Annotated in this window: 18 protein-coding genes; 10 read left to right on the top strand and 8 right to left on the bottom strand. The window is 65.7% G+C overall.

Annotated elements, in window-relative coordinates; translation table 11 throughout:
* Positions 1 to 1216, bottom strand: a 1216-nt coding sequence (locus tag EH209_RS07305; protein ID WP_211338330.1) for a hypothetical protein, incomplete at its 3' end; no start/stop codon positions are given.
* 533 nt (positions 1217 to 1749) lie between these two features.
* Between EH209_RS07305 and pdxS the strand changes: the two genes are divergently transcribed.
* Positions 1750 to 2664 (top strand): pyridoxal 5'-phosphate synthase lyase subunit PdxS, encoded by a 915-nt coding sequence (gene pdxS / locus EH209_RS07300; RefSeq protein WP_126662225.1) that lies wholly within the window; start codon positions 1750 to 1752, stop codon positions 2662 to 2664.
* Between the two features lie 97 nt (positions 2665 to 2761).
* Positions 2762 to 3541 (top strand): hypothetical protein, encoded by a 780-nt coding sequence (locus EH209_RS07295; protein ID WP_126662224.1) that lies wholly within the window; start codon positions 2762 to 2764, stop codon positions 3539 to 3541.
* A gap of 7 nt (positions 3542 to 3548) precedes the next feature.
* Here EH209_RS07295 and EH209_RS07290 read toward each other — a convergent pair whose 3' ends face one another.
* Both EH209_RS07290 and EH209_RS07285 read right to left on the bottom strand, forming a co-directional pair.
* Positions 3549 to 3899, bottom strand: a complete 351-nt coding sequence (locus EH209_RS07290) for a hypothetical protein (protein WP_126662223.1) — start codon at positions 3897 to 3899, stop codon at positions 3549 to 3551.
* Between the two features lie 41 nt (positions 3900 to 3940).
* Positions 3941 to 4822, bottom strand: coding sequence for a homoserine kinase (locus tag EH209_RS07285; protein ID WP_126662222.1), 882 nt, complete (start codon positions 4820 to 4822; stop codon positions 3941 to 3943).
* A 102-nt stretch (positions 4823 to 4924) separates the two neighbouring features.
* Here EH209_RS07285 and EH209_RS07280 point away from each other — a divergent pair, with 102 nt between their 5' ends.
* Complete coding sequence (locus EH209_RS07280; RefSeq protein ID WP_126662221.1) at positions 4925 to 6319, top strand: FAD-dependent oxidoreductase; 1395 nt, start codon at positions 4925 to 4927, stop codon at positions 6317 to 6319.
* Positions 6320 to 6487: 168 nt separating this feature from the next.
* Here EH209_RS07280 and EH209_RS07275 read toward each other — a convergent pair whose 3' ends face one another.
* Complete coding sequence (locus EH209_RS07275; RefSeq protein WP_126662220.1) at positions 6488 to 9691, bottom strand: methyl-accepting chemotaxis protein; 3204 nt, start codon at positions 9689 to 9691, stop codon at positions 6488 to 6490.
* 312 nt (positions 9692 to 10003) lie between these two features.
* Between EH209_RS07275 and EH209_RS07270 the strand changes: the two genes are divergently transcribed.
* Entirely contained in the window at positions 10004 to 11341 is a 1338-nt protein-coding gene (locus EH209_RS07270; RefSeq protein WP_126662219.1) for an ABC transporter substrate-binding protein, read from the top strand.
* Between the two features lie 144 nt (positions 11342 to 11485).
* Here EH209_RS07270 and EH209_RS07265 read toward each other — a convergent pair whose 3' ends face one another.
* From EH209_RS07265 to EH209_RS07255, 3 genes are all read right to left on the bottom strand, one after another.
* On the bottom strand, positions 11486 to 12757 hold the full coding sequence (locus tag EH209_RS07265) for an MFS transporter (RefSeq protein WP_126662218.1): 1272 nt from the start codon (positions 12755 to 12757) through the stop codon (positions 11486 to 11488).
* Positions 12758 to 12856: 99 nt separating this feature from the next.
* A complete protein-coding gene (locus EH209_RS07260) occupies positions 12857 to 14095 on the bottom strand; it encodes a polysaccharide deacetylase family protein (RefSeq protein ID WP_126662217.1) in 1239 nt (412 codons plus the stop codon).
* Positions 14096 to 14229: 134 nt separating this feature from the next.
* On the bottom strand, positions 14230 to 14826 hold the full coding sequence (locus EH209_RS07255) for a DUF6149 family protein (protein ID WP_126662216.1): 597 nt from the start codon (positions 14824 to 14826) through the stop codon (positions 14230 to 14232).
* 267 nt (positions 14827 to 15093) lie between these two features.
* Between EH209_RS07255 and EH209_RS07250 the strand changes: the two genes are divergently transcribed.
* The 6 genes from EH209_RS07250 (at position 15094) to EH209_RS07225 (ending at position 19697) form a co-directional block, all read left to right on the top strand.
* Positions 15094 to 16332 (top strand): NAD(P)/FAD-dependent oxidoreductase, encoded by a 1239-nt coding sequence (locus EH209_RS07250; RefSeq protein ID WP_126662215.1) that lies wholly within the window; start codon positions 15094 to 15096, stop codon positions 16330 to 16332.
* Positions 16333 to 16550: 218 nt separating this feature from the next.
* Positions 16551 to 16778: a hypothetical protein gene (locus tag EH209_RS07245; protein WP_126662214.1), complete on the top strand. Its 228-nt coding sequence runs from the start codon at positions 16551 to 16553 to the stop codon at positions 16776 to 16778.
* 76 nt (positions 16779 to 16854) lie between these two features.
* Positions 16855 to 17265 (top strand): DUF7124 domain-containing protein, encoded by a 411-nt coding sequence (locus tag EH209_RS07240; RefSeq protein WP_126662213.1) that lies wholly within the window; start codon positions 16855 to 16857, stop codon positions 17263 to 17265.
* Positions 17266 to 17375: 110 nt separating this feature from the next.
* Positions 17376 to 18260: an aldo/keto reductase gene (locus tag EH209_RS07235; protein ID WP_126662212.1), complete on the top strand. Its 885-nt coding sequence runs from the start codon at positions 17376 to 17378 to the stop codon at positions 18258 to 18260.
* 43 nt (positions 18261 to 18303) lie between these two features.
* Entirely contained in the window at positions 18304 to 19071 is a 768-nt protein-coding gene (locus tag EH209_RS07230; RefSeq protein WP_126662211.1) for a class I SAM-dependent methyltransferase, read from the top strand.
* Between the two features lie 89 nt (positions 19072 to 19160).
* Entirely contained in the window at positions 19161 to 19697 is a 537-nt protein-coding gene (locus EH209_RS07225; RefSeq protein ID WP_126662210.1) for a DUF5815 family protein, read from the top strand.
* A 56-nt stretch (positions 19698 to 19753) separates the two neighbouring features.
* On the opposite strand, the gene EH209_RS07220 is transcribed toward EH209_RS07225, so the two are convergent.
* Positions 19754 to 22021 (bottom strand): hybrid sensor histidine kinase/response regulator, encoded by a 2268-nt coding sequence (locus tag EH209_RS07220; protein WP_126662209.1) that lies wholly within the window; start codon positions 22019 to 22021, stop codon positions 19754 to 19756.
* Between the last annotated feature and the right edge of the window lie 122 nt (positions 22022 to 22143).

Raw genomic sequence — 22143 nt, 5'->3', positions numbered from 1 at the left:
CACCGTCGTAGGGCCAGTCGGGGTCCTCGTTGTAGGCGCCGCGATCGTACGTTTCGTTGGCGTTGATGAGGACGAGGTACTCCTGACCAGCCTGGAGATCGTGCTCGATCTGGAAGCTGTCGCCGGAACCGAGATCCGAGATGTCGACCGTCGTAAGGGTGTTGCCGAGCCCGTCAGCGAGTTCGGCGCTGTCCACACCCGTTGTCTGGTCGGAGATCGTGAGTTCGAGGCCTGCGAGGTCGTCTTCGACTGCGATCCGAACTCCGCTGGGAGTGGTCGTGTCGGGCGTCACCCGCGTGTCCGCAGGCCTGTCGACGCTCCCTGCGACGTCCTTGTTATCGTCATCATCGTTGCTGTCGTCCGGGAGCGCAGTTAGCTCGGTGTAGGCGTAGAAGTTAGCGGTCGAGGACCTGTCGCGGGCCCAGATGCCCTCGAGAACCTGGAACGAACCACCGTCGTAGGGCCAGTCGGGGTCCTCGTTGTAGGCGCCGCGATCGTACGTTTCGTTGGCGTTGATGAGGACGAGGTACTCCTGACCAGCCCGGAGATCGTGCTCAATCTGGAAGCTGTCGCCGGGACCGAGATCCGAGATATCGACCGTCGTGAGGGTGTTGCCGAGCCCGTCAGCGAGCTCGGCGCTGTCCACACCCGTTGTCTGGTCGGAGATCGTGAGTTCGAGGCCTGCGAGGTCGTCTTCGACCGCGATCCGAACCCCGCTGGGAGTGGTCGTGTCGGGCGTCACCCGCGTGTCTGCGGGCCTGTCGACGCTCCCTGTGACGTCCTCGTTATCGTCATCATCGTTGCTGTCGTCCGGGAGCGCAGTTAGCTCGGTGTAGGCGTAGAAGTTAGCGGTCGAGGATCTATCGCGGGCCCAGATGCCCTCGAGAACTTGGAACGAACCGCCGTCGTAGGGCCAGTCGGGGTCCTCGTTGTAGGCGCCGCGATCGTACGTTTCGTCGGCGTTGATGAGGACGAGGTACTCCTGACCGGCCCGGAGGTCGTGCTCGATCCGGAAGCTGTCGCCGGGACCGAGATCCGAGATATCGACCGTCGTGAGGGTGTTGCCGAGCCCGTCAGCGAGCTCGGCGCTGTCCGCACCCGTAGTCTGGTCGGAGATCGTGAGTTCGAGGCCTGCGAGGTCGTCTTCGACTGCGATCCGAACCCCGCTGGGAGTTGTCGTGTCAGGCGTTACCCGCGTGTCCGCGGGCCTGCTCACAGTCCCTTCCGATTGGCTGTCCTCATTAGCTGCACCCACCCCGATCGAGGCGAGTCCACTAGCCGAAAGCGCTGCACCTGTCGCCAGTACCGAGCGGCGATGCCATTCTGGCATATGGTCGACCAGGCTGGATAGTGTCATCAATATATAGTTGGTAAAAGGTAGTTTTCAACAGCCCAATTGTTTCAGACGGGAGTGACGGACCGCGAGCCGTCGAATCTGGGCTGTTCGGAAATCGCCTTGAGCCGGTATCTCATTCGACGCGGACCGATCGTCTCGCCGTCGACGGATATCGGACCGAAGTGTCCCGCTAGGACGAGTGACGACGGACATCCCAGTCGATCTCGGTTGCGGTTATCGGGAATGATCCGAATCAACGTTTGAAACCGGACTTCGGGCCGGAAATCGACGGTTGGAACCGCCCGCTCTCACGAGCCTCGGTCGTGGTGAGTCGAAGCGTGACGCCACCGACCTACGCCGAACCGTAACGGCAGAAGGACACGCGTAAGTGCGGTGGCTTACAACCGCGTACTATGACCGCCGAAACCGACACCGATCTCGAGGAACTCAGGCGCGGAACCGATCTCGTCAAGCGGGGGTTCGCCCAGATGCAGAAGGGCGGCGTCATCATGGACGTCGTCAACAAGGAACAGGCCCGTATCGCCGAGGATGCCGGCGCGGTTGCCGTGATGGCGCTGGAAGCGGTCCCGGCGGACATCCGAAAGCGCGGCGGCGTCGCCCGGATGGCCGACCCCGCCGACGTCGAGGAGATCGTGAACGAAGTGTCGATCCCGGTGATGGGCAAATCGCGGATCGGCCACACGAAAGAGGCCCAGATTCTCGAGGCCGTCGGCGTCGACATGATCGACGAATCCGAGGTGCTCACCCCTGCCGACGACGCCTACCACATCGACAAGCGCGACTTCACCGCGCCTTTCGTCTGCGGCGCGCGTAACTTGGGCGAGGCACTGCGCCGGATCGACGAGGGCGCGGCGATGATCCGAACCAAGGGCGAGGCCGGCACCGGCGACGTCAACCAGGCCGTTCACCACCAGCGGACGATCAAGGGCGCGATCCGCGAACTCGAGGGCATGAAACACGAGGAGCGCGAGGCCTACGCCCGCGAGATCGAGGCGCCCGCGGAACTGGTCCACGAGACCGCCGAGATGGGCCGGCTTCCGGTCGTCAACTTCGCGGCGGGCGGTATCGCGACGCCGGCCGACGCCGCGCTCATGATGCACCACGAGTGCGACGGCATCTTCGTCGGCAGCGGCATCTTCGGCGCCGAGAACCCGCCGGTGATGGCCGAAGCGATCGTCGAGGCGACGAACAACTGGGACGACCCCGAGCGACTCGCCGAAATCTCGAAGAACCTCGGCAAGGGGATGAAAGGCGACGCGAACGCCGACCTCCCCGAGGAGGAGAAGATGCAGGGTCGCGGCGTCTAACCGACTGGCGGCGAAACTCGCTTTCGGTACCGACGGTCCCGACGCGCAACCGATCGGCAAGCAACTCCGTTATCTCCGCCTAGCACCTCTATTCCGTATGAGTCAGACGAAGTCTCCATCTGCCGCCGAGCAACTGTCGGACCGGCTCGAAGCGGGAACCGAACGGTTGCTCCGGGAAACCACCGACGGCGAGCCGTCCGATTCGCTGTCGGCGACGGCGGCCGAACTGTGGGACGTCGTCGAGGAAGTCGAAGACCTCCTCGAAACGATCGATCTCGAGAATCTGCCGGACGTCGTCGAGACGTCGGCGCTACCGGATCTCCTCGAGCTAGACGGACTTCCCGACGCGATTCGCGAGAAGGATCTAGACCAGGTGCTGGATCTCAGCACGATTCGACGCGCCATCAACCTTCACGAACTCTGGAACACCGTCGACCTCGTCGATTTCCAGAGGGAGCTACGACAACTCAAGGCCGAACTCGAGGACGTCGTCGGTCCCGACGCGCTTGACTCCTCGGGCGACTCCGAGGCAGCAGCGGAAGTGAGGTCGTTCGTCGACGAGATAAAACCCGACGCGGCGGACGCGGCGATCCAACAGAAGGCAAAAAAGGCCGCCAAAACGGCACGGAACGGGGTCATCGAGGGACACTCGAAATTCGAGACCCTGTACGAGTCGAAGCAACGAGGCTCCGGCTACGCCGGCCGGAAACCGGTGTCGAATAATCCGACTGCGGTCTCATCGGTGCCTTACGGCCCGCTCCCGGCCGGCATCTCTACGCGCGTGTCGACCGTGCCAGGGAACGTTCGCGGGGCCAAGGTCAACGCGCTTCCGCGGATCTACGGACGCCGTTGGAAGACGGCTCGCAGACCGCGGTAGCTCGGGGCTACCACCACGTCTCCGGCGGTGGAACGACCCTTGTTTCGACGAGCACGAGAAACGCGAGATACGTCACCGCTCCGCCACAGAACAGCGACAGTACGACCTCCGGTGCGGCGGTGGCGCCGACGGCGACGACGATCAGCGCCGCGACGAGAGACAGTCCCTCCACAAGTGGTCGTTCCCAGTAGTCGCGGACGGTCTCGTACGCCCGAGCGGCCACGAGTTCGAAGACGATCGTGCCGAGTCCGCCGAGAGCGACTGCGAGGGGCGATAGCGACGCGTCGACAAGGACGAACGCGATCCCGACGGCCGCGAGAACGAGTGTCGCGAGCGCGGCGTCAGTTCGGGTCCCCATGGTTCATTCGACTCGAGACGACTCGAGACAGGAATTGACGATCAGTCCCGGTACAGCGTCGCGCCCTTGCCGATCCGGGTCTGGTAAGCGCGACTCTCGATGCCGAGGGCGTCAAACGCGTCGATCATCGCGCCGGCGATCGCGCCCTGGTCGGGGCGGTGACAGGCCGCGAGGATACCCGGCCCGGCGCCGCTGACGGTGACGCCCGTCGCGCCAGCCTCGAGGGCGGCGTCGCGAACGCGGTCGTAGCCGTCGATCAGGGCGGTGCGTTCGGGGGTGACGATGGCGTCTTCCATCCCGCGGCCGACGAGGTCGGGATCGTCGCGGGTCATCCCGACGGTCAGCGTCGCGGCGTTGCCGACGGTGTCGACGACGTCCTCGAGGGCGGCCGAATCGGGGACGACCTCGCGCGCGTCGCGCGTGGAAACGGACATTTCAGGGAGACAGGCGACGACGGGGATCGAGGCGTCGAGTTGCGTGACGCCGTCGTCGGTGACGACGGTGAAGCCGCCCAGCAGCGAGGGGGCGACGTTGTCGGCGTGGGCCTCGCCGGAGACGAGCGCCTCGCCCTCGGCGGCGATGGGGACGAGCTCCTTCCGGGAGAGCCCGCGGTCGTAGAGCGCGTTGAGGGCAACGGCCGCAGCGGCCGCGCTGGCCGCCGAGGAGCCGAGCCCCGAGGAGGGACGGATGCCCTTGTCGATCTTGATGTGGGCCGGCGCGTCGAGGGCGTCTGCGACCGCCCCGACGGTGTTCTGGGCCGGATCCTCCGGAATGTACTGGCTGCCGGCGCCGGTCACGGTGATCTGCGTTTCCGGCGCGCGTTCGACTCGGACCACGTCGGCGGGCGTGCCGAGGGCGACACCGAAGACGTCGAAGCCACTCCCGAGGTTCGCACTCGTCGCGGGTGCCCGCACGGTGAGCATGCCGATTCCTTCCGAGACGGCAGGCAAAAAGGTAGCGGACCGCGACGGCCCGCCGATCGACCGACCACAATTGCAAAGAGTCGCTACCCCCGTTCACTCGATATGATCGGCGTCGTCGGCGGATCGCTGTCCGGACTCGCGGCCGCCTATCGCCTCCGCCAGCGCGGCTACGACGTTCGCGTCTTCGAACCGGGTGACGAACTGGGCGGTATCGCGGCCGCGACTCCGCCTTCGACTGCATCTTCACCATCCCAGTCTCCGTCTTCGCCGTCCGGAACCCCCGCTGCGCCGCTCGAGCGCGTCCCCGTCTCGTTTACCTGTCCCGGGGACGAGGCCGCCCTCGAGTTGCTCGCGGAACTCGGCCTGTCCGGTCGCCTCGAGTGGGGACCGATCCGGACGGCGATGTACGTCCACGGCACTGTCCACCCTGTCGACGCGTCCTGGGAGTTTCTGGCCTACCCGCCGCTGTCGCTTTCGGATACCGCGCGTCTCGCCACGCTTCAGAGCGGGATCGATTGCCGCGGCCTCCCTCGGCGACGGCCGCGATTCGATGCCTACGAGCCGTCGGACTACGGCGATGTCCCGGCGGAGGAGTTCGTCCGCGAGCACGCAAGCGACGCCGTCTACGAGCGGTTCTACGGACCGCTGCTCGAGGCTCGCTTCGGCTCGGCGACGTCGGACGTCAGCGCCGCGTGGGTGCTCGAGCACTGCCGCGGACGGCGAGATCGGACCCGGTTCGGCCGGGAGAAGCGGGGCTATTTCGCCGAGAGCGCGGCCGTCCTCGTCGAGTCGCTGGTCGACGCCGTCGGTCGCGAGCGGATCACGACGAGCGCGCGCGTGAGCGAACTCGGGACGACGGACGGCGCCGTCGAGTCGATCACCGTCGACCGAGGCGGCGCGAACGAGCGCCACGCCGTCGACGCAATCGTGCTGGCGACCGTCCCCGAGGGCCTCGAGTCGTCGCTCGGCTCTCCGTCGGCGTCGTTCCGTACACGGACCTGTCTGCGGGTTTCGACGACCGCCGAGACGCCGCTGACCGACGCCTATCGCGTGACGATGGTCGACGACGCCCCCTTCGACGAACTCGTCACGCCGACGGTACTGCGTTCGCCCGACGCGACCGGCGGCCATCAGTACTACCTGCTCGACGGCGGCGAAGCGGTTGCCGAGAGTCGCTCGAGCGAAACGGTCGAGCGGCGGTGGCTCGAGGCGCTGGCGACCCGGTTCTCGTCGTTCGACCGGAACGACCTCGTCGCCGTCGACTCGACGCGGATCCGGCAGCCGATTCCCGACGGCGTTCACTCGAGCGTCGACGGGACGTCTCCGCACGCGCACACGATCGATACTTTTGACGGACTCTACGACGCGACGGTCGTCCGGCAGCCGCAGTTCCCCCAGCGACGGGCCGGCGGCGCGCTCGAGACCGGCCTGCGTTGTGCGCGGGCGGTTTCCGAACCGAATCGTCGCGTCTCGGTCCGGCAGCCAGTGGACCACTGAGCAGTGAGTAGGTACTGACGCCCCTGATGAGAGTAGTGGCTTCGCCACGGCTGGAGCCCCGGCTCAGCGCGGATCCCGTTTCGATCGTAGATAAAATGACAACGATGATCGGCGGCGAATCACTGCCGAAAGCGATCGCCGCGAAACGACTCGAGTCGCGTGTTCGCTCTACTCGTCCGTGTTGCCGAACGTGAACACGTCGTCGTTCTCGTCGGTGTCGGCCGTCTCCGTCTCGTCGGTGTCGGCTGTCTCCGTCTCGTCGGTGTCGGCTGTCTCCGTCTCGTCGGTGTCGGCTGTCTCAGCGTCATCCGACTCGGCGTCTTCGTCGCCGGTCGCATCGGACTCGCCATCTTCGACCGGCTCGATTGCCACCGCCGAGTCCGCGTCGTCCGCGAGCGGATCCGTCGCGTCCGCCGCGGCGTCCTCGGAGTCGTCGGTCTGGTCGGCGTCGGCTGCCGATTCGTCGGTCTCGTCGTCATCGGCTGCCGGTTCGCTGGCGGCCGTGCTGTCGTCGTCGATCCCGAGGATCTCCTCGGCACCGAGTTCGTCGCCGGCGGTCGTCTCATCGTCGGCCGTCGGCTCTTGGTTCGACCGGTCAGACTCCTCGAAATCGTCCGGAGCGGGGGCCGGCGTCGGCTCGGCGTCGATCTCACTCTCCGTCGTCGATCCGCTGTCCGTGATCGACACCTGCTCGTCCGACTCGGACTCGAGCGCGTCGGCGTCCGGAGCCGGCGCGGGTTTGGCATCGGCCGTCTCAGCGGCCGGCTCGACGTCGTCGGACTCGGTTTCCGCCGGCTCGGCCTCGAACGACTCGGTCGGCTGTGCCGCGTCGCGTTCGGTCGCCTGCTCGTCGGCCATCTCGGGCGACTCGAACGTCTCGCTTTCGTCGGTCGAGAGGGTGATTCCCTGTCCTTGCTGGTCGCGCTCGGAATCCTGGGTCTGCTCGTCGGACTGTGACTCGTCTCCGTCCGCGTCGACCGCGGCGTCAAACTCGGACGTAGTCGTCGCGGCGGTCGGATCGCCATCGCCGTCCGAATCGCGGTCGTCCTCGAGCTGCTCGCGACTGATGTCGGTCTCGAAGCGGTCGAGCGCTTCGGAGAGCTCCGCGGCCTGGCCGGAGAGGTCGGAGGCAGACTGGGTCACTTCGGTCAGGGCCGTGGTCTGCTCTTCGGCGGCGGCGGCGACGTTCTCGGCCTCAGTGGTCGTCTCCTCGGAGATCGTCGCGGCGTCGTCGACCATCGCGACGACTTCCTGCGTCGAGGCGGCCTGCTCTTCGGTCGCGGCGGAGATCTCCTGGACGCCCACGTTGGTCTCCTGGGCAAGATTGGCGATCTCTTCTAAGGCTTCGACGGCCTCGGTGACCTGCTCGCTGGCGGCCTCGATCTGGTCGCTGGTTCCCTCGACCTCGTCCGCGGACCGCTCGGTGCGTTCGCGGATCGCCTCGAGGCGGTCCTCGGCTTCGTCGGCCGCCTCGGCGACATCCTCGGAGAGCGCCTTGACCTCCTTGGCGACGACGGAGAACCCTTCGTCGTCCTTCCCGCCGGCCGAGCGGGACGCCTCGATGTTGGCGTTCAGCGCCAGCATGTTCGTCTGGCGGGCGATCTCGGAAATGGTGTTGATCAGTTCGTCGATCTGCTGGACCTCCTGCTCGAGGCGGCGGATCTCGCTGACGGCGTCCTCCGCCTCGGTCTCGATCTGGTCCATCGCGGTGACCGCTTCCTGGGCAGCCTCCTGTCCTTCCTGGCCAGTGTCGACGGTCTGTTCGGCGATGTCCGCGACCTCGTTCGAGGAGGCGGCGATCTCCTCGGTGGTCGTCGAGAGGCCGCTCATCTCCTGGTTGACCGACTGCAGCGACTGGTTCTGCTGCTCGGCGCCGTCGGAAATCTCCTGGATCGACTCCGTGACCTGCTGGGAGGCGGAGCGAACCTCCTCGCTGGAGGCGGTCACCTGCTCGGAAGCGGTCGCGACGTCGGTCGCGAATCGATTGAGATCGGCGACGGTTTCCTCGATCTCCTCGAGCATGTCGTTGAAGTCCTCGGCGATCTCCGCCATCGCCTCGTTGTCCGTCTCGGCGTCCATCCGGGCGGTCAGGTCGCCGTCGGCGGCCGCTTCCATCACGTCGCTGTACTCGTCGGCCGTCCGCTCGAGTTGGTCGTTAATCTCCGCGATGCGCTCGCGCTCGCGTTCGGCGTCCTCACGTGCGGATTCGGCCTCTTCGATCTGTTCGCCTAAGGCGACGCGCATCGAGTCGAAGCCCTCGTAGAGCCGGCCGATGTTGTCGATGCGTTTGGTCTCGAGGTCGACGCTGAGGTCGCCCTCTTCCATCTTGCTGGCCTTCTCGGTGAGACGGTCGATCGAAACGGCGGTGTTCCGACCGAGGACGACGCCGATCACGCCGATCATGAGCACGCCCACGATCGTCGCGATGCCGCCCCACTGGCCGACCGTGTCGACGAACCCGTAGGCCTGGCTCTCCGGTTCGTGAGTGACGACGACCCAGTCGGTACCGAAGACGCGGGCGGAACTGACGACGTAATCCTCGTCCTCGAAGCCGTAGGCGTCGGTTCCGAGGTCTAGCGAGGAGCCTGCGATCTGGTGGGTGCCGGCGCTTTCGGTGCGGGCCGACTGGACGATCTCGTTTCGATCTCCGTCGGGCGTGGCGTAGGTGGTGCCGAGCGTCTCGTGGTCCTCGCCGTAGCCCACGTTATCGAGCATCACCTCGTTGTCGCCGTCGAGAAGCATCGTCGTAACGCCGGACTCGTCGTTCAGGCGATCCGCGTACGCCTCGAGATCCGCCGTGTAGACGATCGCTTCGTCGTCCGAGCCCGGAACGGACTGGACGTAGGTCATGACGACGACGGAGCCGTCGCCCAGCTCCCGCTCGACGAGGTGGGCGTCGGAGACCCACGGGACGTCGTCGTTCTCGTGGACCCGTTCGTAGGTTCCGGATTCGATGCCGTCGATCTCGCTGGCCGCCGTTTCCTCGCTGTCGTAATCCGTACTCGCGAGGACCGTGTCGTTAGCGGTGTCGACGTAACTGATCGAGTGGATATCCGCATCGAGATGCTCTTCCCAATCCAGGAACCGGCTCTCGGCCGCAGCCGGGTCACCGTTCTCGACGACGTCGGAGCGGGCGATGACCCCAACCGTGTGTTCGTTCTGCTCGTTCCACATCTGGAGGTTCTGCGCCTCCTGGCTTGCGAGGGACGTCTGGTCGTTCTGGACCCGGTCTTCAACCTGCCCGGTAATCCCGGCGGTTGCGGCCATCCCGACCACACCCACCCCCAGAGCGAGTATTAATAACATGATCCCGAACTTGACCGCGTATCTGCGGCGAATAGCTGTTGGCACCAATCGTCGAAGGCCGTCCATAGATACTGTACGGGTCTGAGTGTCGATATATAAATGATGATCCGCTATTATCGAAGCTGATAACGTGTATCGGGCAGATTCCGTTATTTTTAATTTGAGATGGAGAGCGATCCGTCAGCGATGCTACCTACTCTCACTGTGTTCGCTCGTACCGGCGACCCGTTGCGGATGTCAATCCGATATCGGGCGGATTATCGGCCGAACTGCGCTAATTCGTCCGTGTTACGTCTGGAATCCCATTATCTCACATCTGGATGATGTATCGGCATCGTCAACAATCATTAAGACGTATTAGTAACAACAGCTGTCAGGATGACCGATTCGAATCGGCCGCAACTGCGGATGGGAACGGCGGGGAGCCGACGCATATCCTCGAACAGGCGACGATTTCTCAAGGCGACTGCCGGCGTGGGTGCCGGCGTCTCTCTTACCGGCTGTCTCGGCCAGTATCAGGTACTCGGCGGCAACAGTGACGAAGAGCCGGTCAAGATCGGCGTGCTGGCGCCGAATCCGAACAGCAATCGGATGGGACGTTCGATGGTTCAGGCTGCGGAACTGGCGGTCAAGCACCTGAACGAAGAGGGTGGGATCCTCGGCCGCGAGGTCGAGCTTGTCGTCGGAAACACGAAGGAGAGCTCGCTCGAGGCCAGGCGCCAGTACCAGCGACTGATCCTCGAGGAGGGCGTCGACGCGACGACCGGCGTCTTCTCGAGCGAGGCGCTGTTGAGCATCATCGACGACGTCGCCGAACAGGAGACGCTCCACCTCACGAGCGGGGCGGCGACGAGCAAAGTGAGTCGGATGGTCCGCGACGACTACGAGCGGTACAAGTACCACTTCCGGATCGGCCCGAACAACGACATCGACCTCGGGCGGATCCAGATGGACTTCCTGACCGAGATGTACGAGGACCTCGGCTGGAACTCGATCGCGCTGTTGGCCGAGGACTACGACTGGACCGAGAAACCGTGGGAGGTCTATCAGGACCGCCTCGCTGACACGGATATCGACGTCGTCTACGAGGAGCGATATCCGGCCGCGACCAACGACTTCACGGAGCAGTACGATCTGGCCGAAGAGGCGGACGCCGACGCGGTGTTCATCACGACCGCACACACTGGCAATCCCGCTCTCCTGAACTGGAAGCTACCCACCAAGCGATCGTTCGGGTTCGGCGGCGTCCACGTCCCCATGCAGCTGCCGGCGTACTACGACTTAGTCGGAGGACAGTGCCGGTACGCCGTCACGCAGACCAGTTCGACGGCGAAGACGTCGATTACCGAAAACACGCAGGACTTCGTGACGGCCTATCAGAACGAGTACGGCGGGCAGAACCCGATCTACACGGGCTACCACACGTACGACGGCGTCCGAGCCATCGCGTACGCCGCCGAGGAGTCGAACTCGCTCGACTCCGACGATATGGTCGGCGCCCTCGAGAACGCGTCCCACCCCGGCTACGCCGCGACGGTCGAGTTCTACGACAACGATTCTGAGACGCCCCACGACCTCGTCTACAACTACGGCGAGACGGTCTACTTCCAGTGGCAGGAAAACGAGGACGGCGAGGGCGTCCAGGAGGCCATCTGGCCGCCGGATAAGAAGACCGGGGACTACATTACGCCGCCGTGGCTCGAAACCGAGGCCTAACGCGACGAAATCCGCTGGCGACCAGGGTTGACTGATCGGATGGGTTTTCTACGGACGACTAATCGGGACGATTTCGGGCGACTCCGGGCGGCCGTCGATTCAGTCGAGTCCGGTCGGCCCGAGCGTTCCGTTGACGACGCGCCGTCAGTCGTCGGCCCGGGTATCGACTGTTTGATCAAGGTCGACGAACCTGTCGAGGCCGGCGAGCAGGGCCGCCGAGAGTAGTAGTCCGACGAGGGCGAAACTGGCGACCAGGAGGAAAAACGCCGCGAGCGGGAAGCCGCCGAGGACGAAGCCACCGATGGCGATGCTCGCCGAGCCGAAGCCGAACTCGCCGAGGTAGGTGTAGCCGTAGGAGAGCCCGCGACTGTCCGCGGGCGTGTAGACCGCGACGGCGTTCTGGTAGAACGGCTGGATCGCAAACAGGAAGAACCCGAAGGCGCCACAGAGCGCCGCGATCGCGACGATCCCCATGCCGGTGACGGGAACGAACGCGACGGCCAGCACCGCGAGGACGGCGAAGATGGTGATCATCCCGCGGGCCGGCGCCACGCGGTCGGTCAGTTTCCCGCCGGCATACTGGCCCGCCATCCCGACGACCAGCAGTCCAACGTAGATGTAATCGGCCGGCTCGATCCCCTCGAGGCTCGCGGGGACGGCGAAGCCGGCCATGGCCTCGAGGCCGTGGAGGATCTCGGGCAGGTAGGTCAACATCCCGCGGTAGTACAGCCCTTCGAACATCACGATGGCGAAGACGACGGCGAACGCGCTCGCGAACAGCGTCCGCGTCTCCGCGAACAGTTCCGAGATCGATAGCGCCTCGTCGGGGCTGGCGTCGACGTCGTCGTCGACGGCTGCCGTCGGATCGAACGATGCGCTGAGGCCGTACAGCACCGCGAGAACGCCGGGGACGGCCAGAACCGCCGCGACGAGTTCCCAGTCGAAGACGACGAGCAGCGTCGCCGTGACGAACGGACCCAGGGCGATGCCGGCGTTCCCGGCGATCCCGTGCCAGGCGAAGACGGTGCCGCGCTCCTCGACCCCGGTGCTGATGAGCGCCAGCCCGGCGGGGTGGTAGATACTGGCGGCGACCCCCCACAGGACGAGGGCGACGGCGATCGCGTAGACCGACCTCGCGAACGAGAGGATGAGGAAGGCCCCGCTCATCCCCGCGAGACAGTACAGGATGAGCCGCTTGGTCTCGTATCGGTCCGAGAGGATGCCGCTCGGCAGCGCGCCGATTCCGAAGAGCGCGTAACCGAGCGCGACGATCTGTCCGAACAGGGCGACACCGGTGTCGAACGTATCGAGCCAAACCACCAGGAAGATCGGGATCGACGTCTCGAACCAGTGGACGAGCGCGTGGCCGGCCATGGTGAAGCCGGCGATCGATCGATCATTGCTATCGAGTGCCATCGAATCGTCTCGTTGTTGAAACGGGTCTCTCTGGACACTTAGCGGCTTGGATCCCGACACCACCCGATCGCTCCCTGACGGGCGCGAGGTCGACCGCCCCTAGAACAGGAACCGCTCCTCGAGGTCCCGGGGAAGAATCACCTCGAGTTTGCCCTTCGACTCGTACTCGCGGATCATTTCGATCATTGTCTCGAAGGCCTCGAGGTGGTCGCCCTCGAGGCGGTGGAAGAAGAGACCGGTGATCCCGCGCCGTTCGACGGTGTGCTCGAGCGCGGTCCGGACGCGGTCGGCGCTGGGGTTGCCGATTCTGGAGGCCAGTTTCGTATTCGTCGTATACCCCTGAGCCGGCGGGCCGCCGCCGAAGCCGATCGAGTGGTACTCGTCGACGAGTTCGATCGACGTCGCGTCGTACTGGCCGAACGGGTAGGCGAAGTAGTCGGCGCCGTCCTCGAACCCTCGCTCGACGAGCCACTCCTTGCCCGCCCGGATCTGGGTCTCCTGTTCGTCGGCGTCGAGTTCGGGCAGTTTCGGGTGATTCTTCGCGTGGTTCGCGACGCACCAGCCGGCGTCCCGGAGTTCGCGGAGTTGGTCGACCGTCAATCGGGAATCGCCGCCGACGTCGCCGCCGCCGATGTACCCGGAGTTGACGAACGTCGTCGCGGGATAGTCGTACGACTCGAGGCGCGGCAACGCTTCCGTGTAATCGGTGACGTGTGCGTCGTCGAACTGGATCATCACCTGCCCCGTCTTCGGCCGCGGCGTGAAGTGAAGGTCGTCGAACCAGACCGTCCGTCGGTCTCCCTCGGTCGTCCAGAGGCGCAGGGACACTTTCCGGACGCTCGCCGCGTCGAACGCCGGATCGGTCTCGCTGACGCCGAAGTTGTACCGCTCGAGGGGGAGGTCGCCGACGATTCCGCGGCGGTACTCGATCGCGGCACCCTCGTCGTCGACCAGTCGGAGCCACGGGACGACGAGTTCGTCCGCCGCGACGGCGACGCCGGGAACGACGTCGGTAAGATCGCGCGGGTCGGCGAACGTCCTCGTGAGTCTAGCCATTTGCTCGGTCTCACCGACCGTCAGTCGGGCGCTCTGCGAGCCGATGGCGGCGCGGTCCGGATCCGCCGTCAGCGTCCCGCCGGCGACCGCCCACGCCTCGAGGTCCTCGAAGTCGTCAACGGTTCCGGCGACGTCGGGGAGATCCGCGGCGGGATCGCTCGCCGGCGGCGACGAGTCGTCGCCGTTCTCTGCGTCCTCGTCGAGCGCGGGCAAGTCGGCACAGCCCGCTAGCCCGAGTCCCGCCGTCGACGCTGCTGCCGCGAGATACGTTCGTCGGTTCATCGACGAAGAACAAATCTGCAAGCAATATTGTTACGATTGAATTACTATCCAGTAGACGAAAACAAACGCCGAAAACGTCGGTGCGAAACGCCTCGATCACGAACGCGCGCGACGGAACACAGACCGGGAGTCGGTCAGTCGGCTTCGATATCCTCGTCCTCGAGATCGATCGCCGTCGAGACGTCGGCGTCGTCCGGTTCGTCCTGGCCGCCCACGACGAGGTCACCCCCCTCGGTCTCGACGTAGACGTCGTCGGCGAATCCGCCCTCCGCGTGGGGGTGTTCGGGGTCGTCGAGTTTTTCGGGCGTCGAGGGTGCCTCGGGAAGCCCCTCCGGCGGTTCGAACTGGCCGAGCGGGTCGTCGATCGTGATATCCCACCGCTCGAAGAAGTCGCCGTAGCGCTCGTGGTGGGCCTCGAGTTCGTCGACCGGAATCTCCAGCATCTCGGTCCAGCCATGGTTGTAGAAGTCGAAGTTGGCCTGAATGTGAGTGATCTCGCGGGCTTCGGCCTCGGAGAACCCTTCCTGCAGCGCTCGCAGGTAGCTATCCATCGTCGCGTCGAAGAGGCCGTCGAGGTGGGCCTTTCGCTCCTCGGCGTGGGCGGGGTCGGCCTTCCCGGTGAAAATCTTCGTGTGCAGTCTGACCAGGCCCGCGTTGGCGACCGAACGGACGCCCGGCGTCTCGAGGGCCTTCCGATAGGCGAAGTGTTTCGCGTTTTGACGGAGTTTCATGCGACGATATAGGGAGCAGCGCCTAAAGAACGGTTCGGACAACTATGCAGGTCCGGCCCCGATATCGACGGCTCGCTCGGACGGGAGACCGTCAGAGATAACAGCAAACCTTGCGAAGTCAACTATCGGAAACGAAAGCTCGACGTGTGATTACCGATTTGAAGGTTCACATCCAATTTCATCATACAACTGTTGCAGGGAAACTCCCGTTGGGTAAAATAGACGAGATAGCAACCCACTTTAACCCGCATTACGAACGGTCCGAATATGACCCATTACGTGATCATCGGTGACGGAATCTCCGGCAGTTCGGCTGCCGAGACCCTCCGGGAGGAGGATCCGGAGGCGACGATTACCGTCATCACCGATGAGGGGGAGCCACTGTATAACCGCATTCTCATCAAGGAACACGCGAAGGGCAAACTGCCGGAAGCCCCCATCTCGATTCACGACGAAGAGTGGTACGACGAGCGCGATATCGACCTCTCACTGAACACTCACGTCACGAGCGTCGACACGGACGAGCGGGTCATCCACACCCACGACAACGGCGATATCGAGTACGACAAGCTCCTGGTCGCGACCGGCGGAACGCCGACGCAGCTCCCGGTCGAAAACAGCGACGCCGACGGGATCCACCACTTCTGGACGTTTCAGGACGCTCGCGGGATTCGCGAGCACGCTGAGCAGTCCGACCGCGGCGTCATCGTCGGCGCCGGCCTGCTGGGCATCGACTTCGCGGCCGTCTGCGGCGCGCAGGGCATCGAGGCCGACTACCTGATGCGTGGCGGCCGCTGGTGGCGCTACGCGCTCTCGGACGACGGCGCCGAGATCATGCACAAGGGCATGCGCGAAGTCGGCGTTGAACCGGTCTTCGACAGCGGCGTCGACCGCTTCGAAGTCGACGACGACGGCCACGTCACCGCCGCGGTCGACCCCAACGGCGACCGCTACGACTGTGACTTCGCCGGCGTCGCCATCGGCCTCACCTTCAACACGGAGTTCCTCCGCGGAGCCGGCCTCGAGCAGAACAACGGACTCGTCGTCGACGAGTACATGCAGACCAACGTCGACGACGTCTACGCCGCCGGCGACATCACGCGCTTCTACGACGTCCTGCTGGGCGATCAGGCCCAGAACGGCTCGTGGGGCTCGGCCAAGGAGCAGGGTCGCGTCGCCGCGGTTAACATGGCTGCCGACGACGAGGCAGAGGAGTTCGAGTGGGTCTCCTCGTACTCCATCACGCACTTCGACTTCCCGTTCCTTTCGTTCGGTCACCCGACGCTCGGCGACGAACACGCCGAGCGCAAGTACAGCGACACCGAGTGGCGCCGCATCGCCTTCAAGGACGGCAAGATCGTCGGCGGCGTCCTCATCGGCGACCTCTCGCCACAGAGCAAGTTCAAACAGCTGATGCGCGAACAACGCAAGGTCGCCGACCAGGCCGAGGTCCTCCTCCAGCAGCAGGTCGATCTCGACGAACTCGCGCCGACACAAGAACAGTAACGGCCGCCGACGGGAGCCGGCCGAACGATGGCCGGCACTCGAGGCGCTCGTTCGTCCGTTCGCGTCTTTTGCTCCCCTGCGTTCGGGTATCAACGACGTCGTACCGAGGGTCACCTCCGCGGTTCGTCACCGCTTCGGCAGTTCCGACTCGAGGCTGCGCTTTTGATTTCCGGTCGATTCGGCGGAATCGTTAAGTAGTACCACGACATTTGGTAACGATGAACATGGCTTCCGGCGAACTTCTCCAACGACAGCTCCGACTCGAGCGCGCCGACTCCGTCTCGACGGGCGCGACCGTCCGCCACGTCGACCAGCTCGACACCGACACGCTGGAGGCGTTCTACGAGAGTCTCGAGGCGAACCGCACGCTGGCGGAATCGGACGTCGACCTCGAGGCTGGCGATATCATCGTCTTCACCGAGTACTATCGGGTCGTCTGCGCCTAGGCCGCTCCGGTTCGTCGGCTCCCGTTCCGTCGAAAGTATCGAAGTCGTTTTCCCGCGTGCGCGCCTTCGGTGACCTATGAACGGCGACAGCGACATGACCCTGGCGTTCGAGCTCGAGGCGCTGAAAGAGTTCGCCTCGCCCGAGAGCGTCTTCGAAGACGCCAGAGGCTGGACGGAGTACATCGGCGTCGTCTCCGAGAAACCCACGTACGTCGTGACGAACTTCACTCGGAAGAACCGCATCCGACAGGACTTCTTCTCCGGACCGCGGGGCAAAGCCGAGAGCCTCGAGGGCGTCAAAGACCAGTTCGACACCGACCGGTACGTCTTCATCGGCTCGACCGAGGAGGACGAACAGCTCGCCGACGAGGTCGACTGGGAGTACTTGGACGTCGAGAACGCCGCGGAGGCGGCCGACTGGATCATCGCCGCGAACACCGAGACGGGCGACGACGACGCCGAACCGGTCCGCGACGACTGGCCCTGAGGATTCGGTCCGATCGCGGCGTCTCGCTTCGTTCACTCGTTCTACTCACGCAAGCCGGATCGCGCTGCCGATGGCCCGTGACTTATGTGCAGTCTCACCAATGGGCCGGTATGGAAACGCGTGACTTGGGCCCGACCGGCCACGAAAGCACGGTTGCGACCTTCGGTGCGATCGCGCTCAACTGGCTCGAGCAGGAGGGCGCGAACCAGATGGTCGAACTCGTCCTCGACCGCGGCGTCAACCACTTCGACGTCGCGCCGACCTACGGCGACGCCGAACTCAAGCTCGGTCCCAAACTCCGCCAGCACCGCGAGGAGATCTACCTCGGCTGCAAGACCCAGGAGCGGGACTACGACGGCGCGCGCCGCAAACTCGAGCGCTCGCTCGATCGGCTCGGCGTCGATCACATCGACCTCTATCAGGTCCACGGCCTCGAGTATGAGGAGGAACTCGAGGAGATCACGGGCAACGACGGTGCGCTCGCGGCGTTTCGCGACGCCAAGGAGGAGGGTCTGATCGGCGATATCGGCCTCACGAGCCACGGGAACCCCCAACTCATCCTCGACGCGATGGATCGGATCGATGACCTCGCAACGGTGATGTTCCCCCTGAATCCGGTCGTCGCCGCGAAGGACGACGACGATCACGATTACGAGGCCGTCCTCGGGCGCGCAGACGAGGAAGGAATCGGTACGCTCGGAATCAAGGCCTTCGCGAAGGGCTCGTGGCCCTCGACCGAGGAGTTGCCCGAAACTGATCGGCCGTACGCCAACTGGTACGAGCCGGTCGATACGCCCGACGAGATCCGCGAACGGTTCGACTTCGCCGCGTCGCAAGGACTTTCGACCGTCGTCACGCCCGGCGATCCGAAGCTCGTTGCGATGGTGCTCGACGCCGCCACCCGGTACGACGGAATGGCCGAGAGCGAACAGCGCTCGCTCGTCGAGGAGGCGCGCCACGACGACAGCCCGGTTCCCGAACAGCTCCACCACTGAACCCCTGAACCGCCCGCGACGGCGAGCCGACCCGCGAGACCACATGGACGTTCCACGCACCGTCACGACCGCCCTCGAGGACCGCCCGATCGAGGGCGCGGTCTGTCTGGAAGCCGGCGCCGGCGTCGGCAACGCGACGGCGGGACTGCTCGCGAGCGGCGCAGCCAGAGTCTACGCCGTGACCGACGATCGAACGCACGCGGAGACCGTGCTCGAACGGATCCGGACGGACCGCGACGCCGTCGACCAGAACCGAAACCGAGATGGAGAGCGGATCGAACGGCGACTCGCCGTCCTCGAGGCCGACCTTCGGGCGATCCCCCTTCCCGACGACGCCGTCGAGGTGATCACCGCACACGGGCTGTTCAACGTGGTTCCGCCCGCCGACCTCGACGCGATCGCCGGCGAGCTGACCCGCGTCGCCGCACCTGGCTGTCATCTCCTCGTCGACGACTACGAGCCGCCGCCCGACGACGCCGCCGTTCGTGACCTCTTCGCCCTCGAGAACGCGGCCGCACAGTTCGCCGACGGAACGCCGATGGTAACCTTCTACCCGGCGGAAGTGCTCGGTCGGCTGTTCGCCGGCTACGGGTGGACGGTCGATCGGCACCGAACGCTGTTGGACCCCGTCCCGTGGACCGCGAGCCACCTCGAGGCCCACACCGAGGTGGTTCGCTCGAGGGTAGATGCGCTCCCCGCGGACTCGGAACTGGGGGCCGCGTTGCTCGAACGGGCCGATACCCTCGTCGAAGTGATCGGCTCGGAGTCGACCGGCGAGATGTACAGCCTCGCCCTGCGCCGGCCAGAGTGAGCGCCGACGAAAGATCTCGGTCGGCGACTGCGGCCGTTGCGACGCCTCGAGTCGTCGCCCTTTTGGCTCGTCCCCCCCAACGAGGAGCAATGGCAGAGCCCCGCGTCCCGGGATCCGGCGGCGACCGGCACCTCGAGCTTCCCTGCGGCAACTCGATCGACCCCCACGAGATCGATCTGGGGATGCGCGAGTACTCCTGTCCCTGCGGCGCGTCCCACGCCGTCGTCACGGACGTTCACCCGCCCTCGCGGTTCTTCCCCGAATCGCTCGTCGCCGTCCTGCGGGAGACGATCGAGCCGGCCGACGAGTTCGAGGAGTTCGGCACGCCCCATCTGCTTGGCGTCGTCATGGAGGAGTTCCCCGAGAAGGTCCGCACCTACGACGCCAGCGACGACGGCGCCGTCGGCTACGCGATGCTGTGGGTGACCGACTTCGACTCCCGGCGGCTCCACGAGATTGTTGTCGAACTGGTGGTCGAACTGATGGAACACGCGGTCAGCCACGCCGACGACGATACCGCCATCTCCGAGTTCGAGACCCAGATGCTCGAGTTCGACATCGAGGAGTTCGTCGACCAGTACCGTCGCCAGCGCGAGTTCGAGAGCGAACACGACCGCGCGCTGTAACGGCCCCGGGCCACGTTTTCTGGCGAGTCGCGTCCGATAGCGGCCCGCCCGATCCGTCACGACGGGACGGAGACGGCCAACCGCAACCCACCCGCGTCGCTTTCTTCGACCGCGACCGACCAGCCGTGGGCCTCGACGACCTCGGCGACGATCGCCAGCCCGAAGCCGGTTCCCTCGGCGTCCGTACTGTACCCCCACTCGAGGACGCGGTCGCGTTCGCCAGGCGGGATTCCGGGCCCGTCGTCGGCGATCGCGAACCCCTCGAAGGTCGGCTCGACCGTGACGGTAACGGGCTCCCCGTCGCGTTCGCCGCGGTTCGTCGTCTCTTCGTCGAGATCCGCCTGGGTCCCCTGGGAGCCGGGGCTCGCGGAGTCGTGTTCGACGGCGTCCTCCTGAGCGTGCGAAGGAGGGCTCGTTGAACCGTGTTTGACGGCGTCCTCGGGAGCATCAGCGACCGAGGGCTCGGAAGACACACCGTGTCTTCCGTCGTCCTCCTGAGCGTGCGAGTCAGGGCTCGTCGAACCGTGTTCGACGGCGTTGCGGAACACGTTCTCGAAGAGGACCCGGAGCCGCTCCTCGTCGCCGTCGACCGTCGGCAGCGCCCCGTCCCAGACTACCTCGAGGTCGCCCTCGACCGTCCGGTCGGCGCGCTCGACGACGGCGGCGAGGTCGACCGGCTCGGTCTCGGTCAACCGCCGGCCGCTCCGGGCTAAGGTCAGGACGTTCTCGACGAGTTCGTCCATTCGGGTAAGGGCCCACTCGAGCTCTTCGACGTAGCGGTCGGTCTCGTCGTCGTCGCCGTCGATCCGGCCCGCGAGGAGTTCGAGGTGGCCCGTCGCGAGCGTCAGCGGGTTCCGGAGATCGTGTGAAACCGTACTGGCGAAGGCCTCGAGCCGTTCGTTCTGGCGCTCGAGTTCGCGGCCGTGCTCCGCGAGTTCGCCCTCGCGCTCGGCGCGGTCGAGGGCGGCTTCGGCGTTGGCCGCGAGGATCCGCGCCAGCGTCAGCGCCTCCGGATCGAAGTCGTTGGTCTCGAGCGAACTCACGATGAAGACCCCGTGATCGCCGAGCGGAACGTGGCCCTCGCTGCGGATCGGCGTCTCGGGGTTGCGAACGTTCGGCGCCTGCCGGACGTCGCCGTGGACGATCGCCTCGCCGGCCTCGTAGGCGTCCCAGGCGATCCCGCCGCCGGGTTCGATGTTCGACGGGATCCCATCGAACAGTTCGAGCACGCGGTCGCTCATCGCGACGGGAACGAGCCCGCCCTGCTCCTCGTCGGTCGCGTCCGGCGAACCGTCGCTGACGGGCGGCTCGCTCTCGCTAGGGGCGCGAGCCGCCGATCGCGTCAGCACGTTCGGCTCGTACAGGTGAACGGAGTTGAGATCGAGGTCGAGCGCGTCGGCGGCGATTTCGGTCACGATGCGGGCGATCTCGTCGGTCTCGGTCGCCGCCATTAGCCGGCGCGTCCCGTCGTGGAGCCGTCTGATCCGCCGCTCGCGCTTCGTCCGCTCCGAGACGTCGCGGATCACGCCGACGCTCCCGGTCAGCGTTCCGTCGTCGACCAGCGGCGCGACGTTGACTTCGGCGTCGCGGGTCGTTCCGTCGACCACTTCGACGGTCAGGTCGACGGTCTTCCACGTCCGACCGTCGATCGCTCGGACCGCCTCGAGCGTCGAGCGGATGCGGCCGGCGTCTTCGTCGGCGACGAAGTCGTCCACCGGCCGGCCGAGGAGTTCGTCGCGCGTCGTCTCGAACGCGTCGGCCATGGCTTCGTTGGCCATCTCGATGCGGTCGGACTCGTCGAGCACGTACATCGAGTCCCCGACCGTTTCCACGACCGTTCGATACCGTTCGAGGTCCTGCTCGCGTTCGCACTCTCGGTTCGGGCCCCCTGGCACCGCCCGCTGATCCGTCCGAGCGCGGCTCGCTTGGTTGGCGTCCGGTCCGCCCACGGTTTGCAACTGCTCGCGGAGTCGCTCGACCGAATCCGTCCGTCCCTTCGGAACGTAGCCCGAGAATCCGGCCGTGATCGCCTCGCTGGCGAGCGTCTCGCTCCCGTCGGCGGTGTAGAGGAGAAACGGGGCGGTCGCCAGTCCGTCGGCTCGCAGCGAATCGTACAGCGCGAGCGCGTCCGTCTCCGGATCGTCGAGGCGGTATTCGGTGACGACGCAGGCGTACGCGTTCGACCCGTCCGCGAGCGCGTCGCGGAGGGCGGCCGCGGTCGCCACCTCCTCGAGTTCGATCGCGGCGTCGGCCGCGAAGTCGCGCGACAGCCGCCGTCGATCCGTCTCGTCGGGATCGACGTACAGCACGGCTTTTGACGGCATCGAACGTGTGCGTCCGGCGTCGACCATCTCGTTGCGTCCGAACAGTAACGGGGCCACGATAAGCGATTCGGCCGGCGCGCGTGGACTCGCCCGTCCGATCGCCGAACTGTCGACCTCGAGAC

It is taken from the genome of Haloterrigena salifodinae (assembly GCF_003977755.1).
GTDB lineage: Archaea > Halobacteriota > Halobacteria > Halobacteriales > Natrialbaceae > Haloterrigena > Haloterrigena salifodinae.
This window is presented reverse-complemented; position numbering and strand designations above follow the sequence as displayed.